The organism is Paraconexibacter algicola (assembly GCF_003044185.1).
GTDB lineage: Bacteria > Actinomycetota > Thermoleophilia > Solirubrobacterales > Solirubrobacteraceae > Paraconexibacter > Paraconexibacter algicola.
The window spans coordinates 358,349-370,972 of record NZ_PYYB01000001.1; the positions used below are offsets into that span (position 1 = coordinate 358,349).

The 12,624-nt window shown below is 76.1% G+C and carries 13 protein-coding genes; 10 read left to right on the plus strand and 3 right to left on the minus strand.

Annotated elements, in window-relative coordinates; all coding sequences use genetic code 11:
- Positions 1–33: 33 nt before the first annotated feature.
- Together C7Y72_RS01725 and C7Y72_RS01730 are read right to left on the minus strand one after the other, a co-directional pair.
- Complete coding sequence (locus C7Y72_RS01725; protein ID WP_107566898.1) at positions 34–555, minus strand: hypothetical protein; 522 nt, start codon at positions 553–555, stop codon at positions 34–36.
- A gap of 157 nt (positions 556–712) precedes the next feature.
- Positions 713–1,159, minus strand: coding sequence for a universal stress protein (locus C7Y72_RS01730; RefSeq protein WP_107566899.1), 447 nt, complete (start codon positions 1,157–1,159; stop codon positions 713–715).
- A 99-nt stretch (positions 1,160–1,258) separates the two neighbouring features.
- Here C7Y72_RS01730 and C7Y72_RS01735 point away from each other — a divergent pair, with 99 nt between their 5' ends.
- The 6 genes from C7Y72_RS01735 (at position 1,259) to C7Y72_RS01760 (ending at position 7,574) form a co-directional block, all read left to right on the plus strand.
- Complete coding sequence (locus C7Y72_RS01735; RefSeq protein WP_107566900.1) at positions 1,259–2,041, plus strand: tyrosine-protein phosphatase; 783 nt, start codon at positions 1,259–1,261, stop codon at positions 2,039–2,041.
- Between the two features lie 84 nt (positions 2,042–2,125).
- The gene (locus C7Y72_RS23860) at positions 2,126–3,358 is read left to right on the plus strand and encodes a glycosyltransferase family 2 protein (RefSeq protein ID WP_107566901.1); all 1,233 of its coding nucleotides are present in this window, start codon (positions 2,126–2,128) and stop codon (positions 3,356–3,358) included.
- The gene (locus C7Y72_RS01745; RefSeq protein WP_158276572.1) at positions 3,355–4,422 is read left to right on the plus strand and encodes an acyltransferase family protein; all 1,068 of its coding nucleotides are present in this window, start codon (positions 3,355–3,357) and stop codon (positions 4,420–4,422) included. Before C7Y72_RS23860 ends, C7Y72_RS01745 begins: the two co-directional genes overlap by 4 nt.
- Entirely contained in the window at positions 4,419–5,642 is a 1,224-nt protein-coding gene (locus C7Y72_RS01750) for a glycosyltransferase family 2 protein (RefSeq protein ID WP_107566903.1), read from the plus strand. Before C7Y72_RS01745 ends, C7Y72_RS01750 begins: the two co-directional genes overlap by 4 nt.
- Entirely contained in the window at positions 5,635–6,789 is a 1,155-nt protein-coding gene (locus C7Y72_RS01755) for a glycosyltransferase (RefSeq protein ID WP_146175212.1), read from the plus strand. The genes C7Y72_RS01750 and C7Y72_RS01755 overlap by 8 nt, the downstream gene beginning before the upstream one ends.
- Complete coding sequence (locus C7Y72_RS01760) at positions 6,771–7,574, plus strand: ChbG/HpnK family deacetylase (RefSeq protein WP_107566905.1); 804 nt, start codon at positions 6,771–6,773, stop codon at positions 7,572–7,574. The genes C7Y72_RS01755 and C7Y72_RS01760 overlap by 19 nt, the downstream gene beginning before the upstream one ends.
- On the opposite strand, the gene C7Y72_RS01765 is transcribed toward C7Y72_RS01760, so the two are convergent.
- Entirely contained in the window at positions 7,514–8,383 is an 870-nt protein-coding gene (locus tag C7Y72_RS01765) for a class I SAM-dependent methyltransferase (protein ID WP_107566906.1), read from the minus strand. The two genes, C7Y72_RS01760 and C7Y72_RS01765, sit on opposite strands and share 61 nt — an antisense overlap.
- A 134-nt stretch (positions 8,384–8,517) precedes the next feature.
- Here C7Y72_RS01765 and C7Y72_RS01770 point away from each other — a divergent pair, with 134 nt between their 5' ends.
- The 4 genes from C7Y72_RS01770 to C7Y72_RS01785 are packed head-to-tail and all read left to right on the plus strand — an operon-like array spanning position 8,518 to position 12,610.
- Positions 8,518–9,246: a sugar phosphate nucleotidyltransferase gene (locus tag C7Y72_RS01770; protein ID WP_107566907.1), complete on the plus strand. Its 729-nt coding sequence runs from the start codon at positions 8,518–8,520 to the stop codon at positions 9,244–9,246.
- A 3-nt stretch (positions 9,247–9,249) separates the two neighbouring features.
- Positions 9,250–10,458: a glycosyltransferase gene (locus C7Y72_RS01775; protein ID WP_107566908.1), complete on the plus strand. Its 1,209-nt coding sequence runs from the start codon at positions 9,250–9,252 to the stop codon at positions 10,456–10,458.
- On the plus strand, positions 10,455–11,492 hold the full coding sequence (locus C7Y72_RS01780; protein ID WP_107566909.1) for a DUF2334 domain-containing protein: 1,038 nt from the start codon (positions 10,455–10,457) through the stop codon (positions 11,490–11,492). The genes C7Y72_RS01775 and C7Y72_RS01780 overlap by 4 nt, the downstream gene beginning before the upstream one ends.
- A 14-nt stretch (positions 11,493–11,506) precedes the next feature.
- The gene (locus C7Y72_RS01785; protein ID WP_158276573.1) at positions 11,507–12,610 is read left to right on the plus strand and encodes a glycosyltransferase family 4 protein; all 1,104 of its coding nucleotides are present in this window, start codon (positions 11,507–11,509) and stop codon (positions 12,608–12,610) included.
- Positions 12,611–12,624 lie beyond the last annotated feature (14 nt).

Consider the following 12,624-nt stretch of genomic DNA (forward strand, 5'->3'; position numbering starts at 1 on the left):
GGGACGCCGCCGCCCACGGCGGCGGACGGGGCGTCAGACGGCCAGCGCGGAGGCGCCGGCGCGCGAGAACTGCGCGAGCTTGCGCGCGGCCCGCCGGGAGGCGTCCTCGAGCGGCTCGGCGGCGCGGACGGCGGCGACGGCCGCGGTCACGGCGACAGCCGGGCCGGCCAGGCCGCGCAGCGCCTCGACCCGCTCGAACGCGGCGTCGAGCCCGCTGCCGGGCAGGAGCACGCCGATGGTGCCCGCGTCGATGGCGACGAGGTGCTCGTCGACGGCGAGCGCGCCGCGCCAGACGCGGACGAGGTCGACGACCGACGGGGCGGGCGCGGGACGGCGGCGCAGCCGGGAGCTGCGGGCCTCGGCGCGCAGCAGCACGACGGCGACGGGCGCGTCGGCGCACAGAGCGCGCTCGACGGCGGCCTCGGCGCTCGTGGTCCACGGCGTCGTGCGGGCGGGCGGCCGCAGCGCGACGACCTCCGCGGTCGCCGACGACGAGCCGCGCTCCCGGAGCCCCGGGCGCGTCGCGGTGAACCCCTGCCTGACCGTCACTGCCATGCCCGACATGGTGCGACAGGCAGTGCGGTTCGACACTCCCCGAACCGCAGGGTCCACCGGACCACGTGGCCTCACCCGGTCGACCAACGGGCCTCGTCCGATCGGACGACCCCTCGCTCCCCCCGACCGGGAGAGACCCGTCGACTTTCCGGTGTTTTCAGCTGGTGCGCACGATCAGGACGCTGCACGGGGCGTGGTGGCTCACCTTGTTGGGCACCGAGCCCAGCAGGAACCGCTTCGCCCCGGTCATGCCCTTGTTGCCCACCACGATGAGGTCCGAGTCGAGCTCCTCGGCGACGTCGAGGATCGCGTCGGCCGGGTCGCCCTGACGGGCGTGGACCCGCACCTCGGGCACGCCGGCCGCCCGGGCCTCGTCGGCGGCCGCGTCGAGCGTCGCGTCGACGTCCTCCCGCGGGGTCACCATCCACTGCAGATCCCCGGGCACCTGCTGCTTCTCCTCGCGCAGCCGCTGCTCGGACACCGGCTCGTACGCGCTCACGATCTCCAGCGTGGCCTTCAGCTCGGCGGCCAGCGCGACCGCGCGGGCCACGGCCTTCTTGGCGGTGTCGGACCCGTCGGTCCCGACGACGATCGAAGTGAACATGGGCCCAGCCTAACCGCAACGCACCGGCCCGCGGGTGCGCCGACGCACACTCCCTCCGAGGGTCCCGGACCGCCCGGTGCTGTGGCAGGCTCTGCGGCTGTGCTGGACCTCCACTGCCACATCCTGCCCGGGATCGACGACGGGCCGCCGACGATGGACGACACGCTCGAACTCGCCCGGGCCCACGTCGCGGCGGGCACCTCGCTGGTGGTCGCGACCTCCCACGTCAGCTGGGACCACCCGGACAACGGCGCGCGGCTCCTGGGGCCGCTGGTCGAGCTCGTCCGCACGCGGCTCGCCGCCGCCGCGATCCCGCTGGAGATCCGCCCCGGCGCCGAGGTCGCCCTGACGCGCGTGGAGGCGCTCGACGACCCCGAGCTGCAGGCGCTGCGCCTGGGCGGCGGCCCGTGGCTGCTGCTCGAGTGCCCGTTCACGCCCAGCAGCGCCGGCTTCGACGCCGTCATCGACGACCTCCTCGCCCGCGGGCACCGGCTGCTCCTCGCCCACCCGGAGCGCTGCCCCGCCTTCCACCGCGAGCCCGAGCGGCTCGAGCACTACGTCCGCCGGGGCCTGCTGACCTCGATGACCGCGGGCGCGTTCGTCGGGCGCTTCGGCTCCACCGTGCAGGAGGTGGCGACCACGTTCCTACGGCGCGGGCTCGTGCACAGCGTCGCCAGCGACGCGCACGACCTCACCCGCCGCCCGCCCGGGATCGAGGAGCCGCTCACGCGGGCCGGGCTCGACCCGCAGCTCGTCCGCTGGCTCGGCCACGACGTGCCGCGCGCGATCCTCGACGGCACCCCCGTCCCGTCCGCCCCCGTGCCCTTCGACGCCACCCCGCCACGGCGGGGCCTGCGCGGCCGGCTCAGACGAGCTTCGTGACCGCGATCACCATGCCGGCGAGCACGAAGACGACGATGAGCACCTGCATCCAGATCCAGAACGGGGACACCCCGTGAGGGTACCGTGAGCCGACGGCGTCTCAGCGCCTGCCTGATCACCCAGGACGAGGAGGAGCGGCTCCCCGCCGCGCTCGCATCGCTCGCGTTCTGCGACGAGATCGTCGTCGTCGACTCGGGGTCCACCGACCGCACCGTCGAGCTCGCCCGCGCCGCCGGCGCCACCGTCGTCCACAACCCGTGGCCCGGGTTCGCCCGGCAGCGCAACGTCGCGCTGCGCCACGCCACCGGCGACTGGGTCGTCGAGATCGACGCCGACGAGCGCGTGACCCCCGAGCTCGCCGCCGAGCTGCGCGCCTTCCTCGACCACCCCACCCTGCCCGACCGCTTTCCGCTGCTGTCGCTGCCGCGCCGCAACCGCTTCCTCGGCGGCTGGCTGCGCGACTCGATGAAGTACCCGAGCTACTGCCGGCGGATGTTCGCCCTCGGCGTCTACGAGCACGACGAGACGCGCACCGTGCACGAGGAGGTCGTGCCGACCACACCCGCGTGGGCGGCCCGCGGCGACATCACGCACGAGCTCGCCGGCACGTGGCGCGAGGCGCTGCGCGACACCTGGGCCTACGCGAAGCTCGACGCCGCCCAGTTCCGCCCGCAGCTCTCCGTCACGGCGCTCGTGCGCGGCGTCGTGCTGCGACCGCTGGTGAAGGCCGCCTACCGGCTGACGCTCGACGGCGGCTGGCGCGACGGCTGGCGCGGAGCGGCGCGGATCGCCCTGGACACCGGGACCGACGCCGCCGTGTGGCTCCTCGCGGCCCGCGCGGCGCGGCGCACCGGGCCGGACGGTGCGGCCGACGCGACCGCCGGCCACTACAGCGAGCGGTTCCCCGCCGTGTCCGCCGTCCGGGTCGTCGGGGTCGCGACCAGCGCCGGCGGTGCGCAGCGCGTCACCGCCTGGCTCGCGCAGGCGGCCGCGGCGGGCGCCGACGCCACGCTCCTGGTGCCACCGTCCGTCGCGCCCGTCGACCTCGACGCCGCCGCCCCGCCCTGGGTCCGTGACGCCGTCCGCGTGCAGGCGCTCGCCGGACGCGGGCCCGTCGCGATCGGGCGCGCCCTGGACCGCGAGGAGCAGGTCCGCCCCGTCGAGCTCGTCGTCGCCGCCGACGACGCCCGACGGGCCACCCGGCTCGCCCTGCGGCTCGTCGCACGCGGCCCCGCGGCCGGGGACCTGGACGCGCCCGCCGCGCCGCAGGTCATGTCCGCGCGGCCCGCTGCCGACATCCAGACGACATGGCGATGACCCACCAGCAGTTCCGCACGACGCGCTACTTCGCCCCCCTCGACGGGCTGCGCGCGGTCAGCATCGCGCTCGTCCTCGTCGCGCACTCGGGCGACCGCACGTGGGACGCGATCCACGGATCACTCGGCGTCGCGCTCTTCTTCGTCATCAGCGGCTTCCTCATCACGACGCTGCTGCTGCGCGAAGAGGACCGCAACGGCCGCGTGTCACTGCGCGCCTTCTGGATCCGGCGCGCCTACCGGATCCTGCCGCTGTACCTGCTCGCGCTCGCCGTCTTCACCGTCGCCCGGCTCGGCCTCGGGCTCGGGGAGGGCCAGGACGACTACGTCGCGCGGCTCGTCTACTTCGTGACGTTCACCAACGAGCTCGCCCCCGACGGGACGTTCGGACACAGCTGGTCGCTCGGGGTCGAGGAGAAGTTCTACCTCCTGTGGCCGCTGCTGGCCTTCGCCGCGACGGCCGGCGCACGCCACCGCGGCGCGGCCGTGACCGCGCTCGTGGTCGCCGCGCTCACCGGCTGGCTGGTCGACCACGGCTCCTATCTCGCGCTCTACCTCCCGATCTTCCTCGGCTGCGGGCTCGCGCTCGTCCTGCACGACCCACGCGGCTTCGCGGTGGCCCGGCGTCTCGCCTCGCCCGCTGTCGGCCTCTCGCTCGTCGCGGTCGCGATCGTCGGCGTCTTCGTGTTCGCGGCCCGCGGCAACGTGCAGGTCGGCTACGGCCTCGTGGCGGTCTGGGCGTTCCCGGCCGTGCTGCTCGGCGTCCCGGGGGTCACGCGCGGGCTGACCTCGCGGCCGCTCGTGCACATCGGGACGCGCTCGTACGCGATCTACCTCTTCCACCCGCTCGTCGGCGAGGTCGTCGACCGGGTCCTCGCGCCCGACCGGGGAACGGCGACCGCGACCATGCGACTCGCGCTCCTGCTGGGCGGCTCGCTCGTCGTCGCCGAGCTGCTCCACCGGACCGTCGAGCGGCCGCTGATCCGCCGCGGCCGGACGATCGCCGCCCGCGCCACACGCCCGTCCCCCGCTCCGTCGGCGCTCGTCCCGACCCCCGAGCCGTGACGGCTCCACCCCGTCCCACCATCACCGCCTGCCTGATCGTCCGGGACGAGGAGCGGCTGCTGCCCCGGGCGCTCCGCAGCGTCGCGTTCTGCGACGAGGTCGTGGTCGTCGACTCCGGCTCCACCGACCGGACCGTGGAGATCGCCCGGGCCGCCGGCGCGGTCGTCGTGCAGCGCGGCTGGCCGGGGTTCGCCGCGCAGCGCAACGTCGCGATCGACCACGCGCACGGCGACTGGATCCTCGAGGTCGACGCCGACGAGCAGATCACGCCCGCGCTGGCCCGGGAGATCCGCGCGTTCCTCGACGCCCACGACCCGCGCCACGACATCGTCGCGCTGCCGATGCGCCACGAGTACCTCGGCGGCTGGCTCGAGCCGGCGATCAAGTACCCGTGCTACCGCTACCGCCTGTTCCGCCGCGGCGCCTACCGGCACGACGAGCGGCGCACCGTCCACGAGGGCCTGTGGGCGACGACGCCCGCGTGGGCGATGCGGCACGACATGGAGCACGAGCTCGCCCCGACGCTGCGCGCGGCGCTCGCCGACCTGCGCGCCTACACGCGCCTGGAGGCCTCCCAGTTCACCCCCTCGCGCACGCCCCGCGCGGTCCTCGTCGGGGTGCTCGCCCGGCCGCTGGCCAAGACCGCGTACCGGCTGCTCGTGGACCGCGCCTGGCGTGACGGGTGGCGCGGCGTGCTGAAGGTCGCGCTGGACGCCGTCGCCGACGCGGGCGTGTGGGTGCTCGCGCTGCGCCGCGAGGCCGGCCACCCCGACGGCTCCGGCGCGCACTTCTCGCTCGAGCCGCCGCCGCGCGGGCCGCTGCGGCTCGTCGGCGTGGCGACGGACGCGGCGAGCACCCGCGCCATCTGCGCCTGGCTGCACGAGGCGGCCGACCGCGGCGCCGACACCGCGCTCCTGACCCCCTGCCCGGAGACCGTCGTCGTCGGGCACGCCCCCGGCGACGGACCGGCCGTCACCGCCGCCGGCGTCCGCGTCCGGCCGCTGTCCAGTGCGGGGGCGCTCGCGCTGACGCGCGGCCTCGACGCCGAGCGACAGGTGCGACAGGTCGACGCGCTCGTCGTCCCCGCCCGCCTGACCCCGCTCGCGCGACGCGCCGTCGCCCGGGTCGGCCACCATGCGCCCGTGCCCGTCACCACGCCCGTCGCCGACGCCCTCCACACCGTCCGCGCCCACCGCACGCGGGGAGGTGCCGGTGCCTGAGCGACGGACCCTGTTCGTCACCGAGGACGCCCCGCGCCTGGGCTCCGGCCGCGCCCTGCGCGTCCACGGCGTCGTCCGCGCCCTCGCGCAGCTCGGCCCGGTCGACGTCCTGTACCCGCAGCGCGGCGTGCTCGAGCCCGGCGAGGAGTACCGCGCGATGACCGGCGTGACCCTCCACGCGGCGGCGCCCTCGCGCGGCGCCCGGCGCGCGCTCGCCTACGCCGCCACCCGCGCCCGTGGCGTGCCCGACGGCTTCGCGCGCGGCGTCTCCCCCGAGCTCGTCCGCGCCGCCCGGCGGCTCGCCGCCACGCCCGACCGCGGGCACGTCGTCGCCGACGGGCCCGTCTGCGCCGCCGCCCTGCACGGCCTCGGCGCACGCGTGACCTACAACGCCCACAACCTCGAGTCGCAGCTGCGCGCCGACATCGGGGACATGGGCAGCCCGGCGCTGCTGCGACGCTTCGAGCGCCGGCTGCTCGCCCGCGTCGGCGAGTCGTGGATGGTCAGCGAGGCCGACATGGCCGGCGCGCGCGAGCTGTGCCCCGGCGCGACCCTGCGGCTCGTGCCCAACGTCGTCGACGCCGAGGCGATCAGCCCCGCCCCGCCGCCCGCCGGCGGGCCGGGGCGCGTGCTGCTGCTCGCCGACTGGACCTACCCGCCCAACGTCGAGGCCGGACGGTTCCTGCTGCAGGAGATCGCGCCGCTGCTGCGCGCCGCCCGGCCCGGCACCGTGCTCGTGCTCGCCGGCCGCGACGCCGCCGGGGCGCTGGGCCTCGACGCGACCGCCCCGCCGCCCGGGGTCGAGCTGCCGGGGTTCGTGCCGGACATCGGGCCGCTCTACGCGACGAGCACCTGCGTCGCCGTGCCGCTGCTGACCGGCGGCGGCTCGCCGCTGAAGTTCGTCGAGGCGCTCGCGCACGGGCGGACCGTCGTCGCCACCCCGCGCGGGGCCGCCGGGCTGCGCGGCACCCCCGGGGTGCACTACCGGGTCGCCGACGGGGCGGCGGCGTTCGCGGCCGCCGTCGGCGAGGTCCTCGCCGCCGGGGGCGACCCGGCGATGGCGACCGCCGCGCGCGAGCTCGCCCTGGCCGAGTACTCGATCACCTCCGTCGTGGAGCGGCTGCGCCCGTGGGCGACGAGCTCCTGATCGTCAACGCCGACGACTGGGGCGCCTCGGTGGCGGTCACCGACGCGATCGCGCGGGCCCACGCGGCCGGGGCCATCACCTCGACGACCGGCATGGTCTTCATGGCCGACAGCGTCCGCGCCGCCGCCCTCGCACGCGAGCGTGGCCTACCGACCGGGCTGCACCTCAACCTCACCGAGGCGCTCGACGGCCCTGGCGTCGGCGCCGAGCACGCCGCCCGTCACGCGCGGCTGCGCGCGCACTTCGCCGACCTGCCCCGACGACGCTGGCGGTACACGCGCGCGGTCCGGCGTGACGTCGCCGCCGAGATCGCCGTCCAGCTCGCCGAGCACCGGCGCCTCTACGGCGCGCCGCCCGGGCACGTCGACTCCCACCACCACGTGCACGTCTGCCCGGACGTCCTGCTCAGCCCCGCCCTCCCGCGGGGGACGCGGGTGCGGCAGACGCGCAGCGCCCCGCCCGGCGCGGGCGCGCCGCGCACCCCGCAGGCCCTCGCGTCGACCGCCAAGGCCACGCTGATGCGGCGACGGTTCACCACGACCAGCCGGTTCTGGGCGATCGCCGACGTGCACCCCGCCCTCGAGGGCGCCGGCCTCGACGCCGCGCTCGCCGCCGCGCGCGGACGGACCGTGGAGGTGATGGTGCACCCGGGCTTCCCCGACGAGCTGCCGCTGCTGCTGGCCGACGACTGGCGCGCCTTCGTCGCGGCGGCGCGCGCCGGGGACTACGGGGCGCTGCGACCGTCGTCGCGCAGGCGCGCCAGCGCGATGCGGTTGCCGGGGTAGAAGTGGCCGCGCGGGCGCTCCCGGAACACCGTGACCGGGACGCCCAGCTCGCGGCCGACGTCGTGCAGCGCGTCGAGCTGTCCCCACACCTGGATCACGTCGAGCGTCGGGGCGGCCCGGGCCAGGACGGCGTCGAGCTCGGCGCGCACGTGCGCGCTGTCGGGCAGCGAGTCGGAGACGAACAGGTCCACGCGCTCCTCCCCGACCGCCGCGGGGATGCCGGTACGGGAGTCGGCGACGTGGAGCGTCCAGCGCTCGCGCAGGTGCGGCGCGACGAGCGACCCGGCGCCCGGCATGACGTCGAGGCTCACGAGCCGCCCCGGCGCGCCCTCCTGCGCGTTGCGCTCCAGCGCCCGCAGCACCACCAGGGAGGCGAGCCCGTCGAGCACCCCCGCCTCGACCACCAGGGCGGGCCGCCGGGCGCGCACCAGGACCCAGGCCGCGAGGTGGTGGCCGACCGGATGCAGTCGGCGCTTGACGTCCAGGCGCCGGCGCGTGCGGCGCGCCAGGCCGCGGGTCAGCTCCTCGTCGGTCTCGACCTCCCGGGCGTGGGCGGCGAGCTGCGCCGCCGGCAGCCCGGTCTGCGCCGCGAGCACGGCGACGAGCTCGTCGACGTTGTCGAGCCGGTAGGTGAACGTGTCGACCTCCGGGTCGAGCAGTACGTAGCGCAGCCAGGTCGCCGGGCTCGTGCGCAGTCGCACCTCGTGGCGGCGCAGCACCCCCGCCTTCGTGATCCAGCGCAGGCGACCGAGGCGCCGCAGCCGTCGGCGCGCGCCCTCGCCCATCAGTGCCTTGAGCTGCTGCTTCATCGGGAGCCCCCGCGAGCGGGCGGGTCGCGTACCCTAGCGTTCGACCGCCACGCAGGACATGTGTCGCAGCGCCAGGGGGTCGTCCATCCGTCATCCGGCCGCGCCCACGTGCGCACCGCCGGCGTCCAAGGTCCATGAGCAGACGCGCGATCATCCTGGCCGGTGGCCTCGGCACCCGGCTCCGCCCCTACACCGTCACCCTCCCGAAGCCGCTGATGCCGGTCGGCGACCGGCCGATCCTCGACATCGTGCTGCGCCAACTGCGCCACCACGGCTTCGAGCACGTCACGATCGCGACCGGCCACCTCGCCGAGCTCATCGAGGCGTACTGCCGCAACGGGGAGAGCTACGGTCTGCGGATCGACTACTTCCGGGAGGAGGAGCCGCTCGGGACCGTCGGCGCGCTCGCGCTGATCGACGGGCTGCGCGACGAGCCGTTCCTCGTCATGAACGGGGACGTCCTCACCGACCTCGACTACGCGGCGCTGCTCGCGCGTCACGAGGCGAGCGACGCGGTCGCCACGATCGCCACCCGCGTGAGCACGGTCGAGGTGTCGCTCGGCGTCCTGCACTTCGACGCGGCCGACGACACGCGCCTGGCCGACTACTCCGAGAAGCCGACGCACCGCTACGAGTCCTCGATGGGCGTGTACTGCTTCTCCCCGAAGGCGATCGAGTACATCGAGCCCGGCGTGCGCCTGGACTTCCCCGACCACATGCTGCGGCTCGTCGCCGCCGGCGAGGTCGTCCGCGGCTGGCGCTCCGAGGACTTCTGGCTCGACATCGGCCGGCCCGGCGACTACGAGCAGGCCCAGGAGGACTACGAGCGCCTCGTCGACCGCCTGCTGCCCGGGGGCGCCTGAGCGATGGACGAGGACCGGCCCCACGGGCTGGACATCGTCTGCGTCGGCTTCGCCGAGTGGGACAGCGAGCTGTGGACCAACCAGCACCACCTCATGTCCCGCCTGGCGGCGGACAACCGCGTCCTGTTCATCGAGTCGCTCGGGCTGCGCCGCCCGACGCTCACCGGCCGCGACCTGCGCCGCATGCGCCGCCGGTTCGTCCGCGGGCTGCGGCCCGCGCGCCGGATCGACTCGCCGCACGGCGGGCACGTCTGGGTGCTCTCGCCGATGGTCCTGCCGTTCCACGGCTCACGCGTCGCGCGCGCCCTCAACGGCCGGCTGCTCGCCCAGCTCGTGCGGCGGGCGGTGCGGCGCGCGTTCCCGGGCCCCCGCGGCCGCCGCGCGCTGTGGGGGTACGTGCCGCAGGCGGAGATCCTCCTGCACGTCGTCTCCCCCGACCTCGTCGTCTACCACTGCGTCGACGACATCGGCGCGCAGGACGGCATCGACGCGTCCGTCTACGTCGACGCCGAGCACCGCTTCGCCGCCCGCGCCGACCTCGTCCTCGCCAGCTCCGCGATCCTCGCCGCCCGGATGCGCGACCTCAACGACCGCGTCGTCGACGCGCCGAACGTCGCCGACGTCGCCGCGTTCGCCGCCGCGCTCGGGCCCGGACCGGTCGACGGCCCGGTCGCCGCGCTCCCCGGCCCGCGCCTGGTGTTCACCGGGGCGGTCGCCGCCAAGAAGCTCGACGTCGACCTGCTCGCCGGGGTCGCCCGCGCGCGGCCGGGCTGGTCGATCGCGCTCGTCGGGCCCGTCGGCCTGGGCGACCCCGCCGCCGACATCTCGCGCCTGACCGACCTGCCCAACGTGCACCTGCTCGGCGCGCGCAGCTACGAGGAGCTGCCCGCGGTGCTGCGCGCCGCGGACGTCGCGCTGATCCCCTACCGGCGCTCGCCGCTGACCGACTCGATCTTCCCGATGAAGGTCTACGAGTACCTCGCCGCCGGCCTGCCGGTCGTGTCGACGCCGCTGCCGTCGATCGCCGAGGTCCCCGACATCGCGTTCGCCGCCGACGTCCCCGCCACCGTCGCCGCCGTCGAGGCCGCCCTGGCCGCCGACGGGCCGCAGGAGCGGCGCGCCCGCTCCGCCGCGGCGGCGGGCCACTCGTGGGACGATCGGCTCGTGCAGATCCGCGACGCCCTCGACGACCTCCCCGGAGCCACCGCGTGACCCAGGACGAATGGCGCTCCGCCTGCCTGCTGTTCGCCGCCGAGCTCGCGGACGGCACGCTCGCCCCGCGCGACCTCGACCACCCCGCCGTGCTCGAGGCCGTCCGCTCGATGCCGGTGCCGTCGCTGCCGAGCCGCACGCTGCAGCGCGTGCAGCTGCGCAACGGCAACCTCGGCTACGACGAGCACGTCGTCGCCCCGCTGCTCGCCGCCCGTGACGCGGTGCTCGGCAGCGACCGGCCGCGCGCGCCGCGGTTCCTCGTGCGCGTCGACGAGTTCCCCCACTACCGCGCGTGGGACCGGCCCGACACCTACGGGACCGACGTGTTCGCGCGCTTCCACCGCACGCTGCGCGACGCCGGCGTCGCCTACCTGCTCGCGGTCGTCCCGTGGGTCCCGCGCGAGCCGCTGGACCCCGACGTCGACGAGTGGCGCCCCCACACGCAGGACGAGCTCGACACGCTCGCCGCGCTGCGCCGCGAGGGCGTCGCGTTCGGCGTCCACGGCCTCGACCACCGCACCCGCTCGGCGAACCCCCGCAAGCACTCCGAGTTCCTCGGCCTCGACGACGACGACACCGTGCAGCGGCTGGAGGCCGCCGCCGGGGTGCTGCGCGACGAGGCGCTGCACGCCGACGTGTTCGTGCCGCCCTACAACCGCTTCGGCCGCCGCCAGTACGGGCTGATGGCCGACCGCTTCGACGTCGTCACCGGTGGCCCCGAGTCCGTCGCGCACCTCGGCTTCCACCGCACCCCGCTGTGGCGCGCGGACGCCGTGTACCTGCCCGCCTACGCGCCCCTGTACGGGCGCGCGAGCGAGGTGCTGCCCGCGGTCCGCGCGCTGCGCGAGCAGGGCGCCGACCTGTGGCACCCGATCGTGCTGCACTGGGGCTGGGAGGCCGACGACGGCTGGACCGCGCTGGAGGCGCTCTGCGCCGAGCTCGGAGCCGACGCGCGCCCGTGGGAGGAGTTCCTCGCCGCCGCCGACATGAGCGGCAAGGTCGGGGCGCTCGCCGCGCAGGGGGACGCCGGATGAAGATCGTCTCGGTGATGACGACCACGTCCCCCGGCGGCGCCGAGTTCGCGGCCGTGGAGATGCTCGACGCGCTCGTCGCCCGCGGCCACGACTGCGTGATGCTCAGCGACGACCCCGCGATCGGACGCGGCACCGGCGTGCGCGTCGAGCCGATCGCGATCGGGCCGAAGCTGTCGGTGCGCACCTGGGGCTCGCTGATGCTGCGGTTCGTGCCGTACGTGCGGCGGCTGCGCCGCGCGCTCGAGGCGCAGGCGCCCTACGACGTGCTGCTCGTCCACTACAAGAAGGAGCAGCTGATGGCGCGCTGGCTCCCCCGCGAGCTGCGCGCGACGCTCGTGTGGTGCGAGTGGGGGCCGGTCCCGTTCCCGCTGCGCAAGGGCCTGCCCCGACGGATGTACCTCGCCGCCGGGGAGCGCGCCGACCTCGTGCTCGCGATCTCGCAGGGGACGAAGGACTCGGTCTGCGCGGTCGGGATCCCGCCGCAGGAGGTCGTGGTCGTCCCCAACGTGCTGCGCACCGACGAGATCGACTTCTCGCCCGAGGGTCGCGCCCGCGTGCGCGAGCGGCTCGGCATCCCGGCGGACGCGTTCGTCGTCGGCTGCATCTCGCGCTTCCACGTCAAGAAGCGCAACGACGTCGTCGTCGACGCGGTCATGCGGCTGCCCGACGACGTCCACCTGATCCTCGCCGGCAGCGGCGAGACCGAGGCGCAGCTGCGCGCGCTCGGCGCGCCGCTCGGGGACCGGCTGCACGTCATCGACACGCCGCGCGGCGACGTCGGCGACGTCCTCAGCGCCTTCGACGTCAGCGTCTTCTGCCCGTCCCCGACCGAGGGGCAGCCGCGCGCGGTGATCCTCGGGATGCTCGCCCGGCGCCCCTGCCTGTCGACCGGGGCGGAGGGCGTGCACGACATGATCCACGCGGACTTCGGGGCGATCTCGTCCCCGGAGAACGACCCGGACGCGCTCGTCGCGCTGCTGCGCCGCTACCTCGAGGACCCGCAGCTCGGGCCGCGCCAGGGGGACGCCGCGCGCGCCTACGCGGAGCGGACCTACGCGGCGCCCGTCGTCGCCGAGCTCCTCGAGGGGCTCATGCGCGACGCCGGCGCGAGCGGCTGACCGGCTGCCGGGGC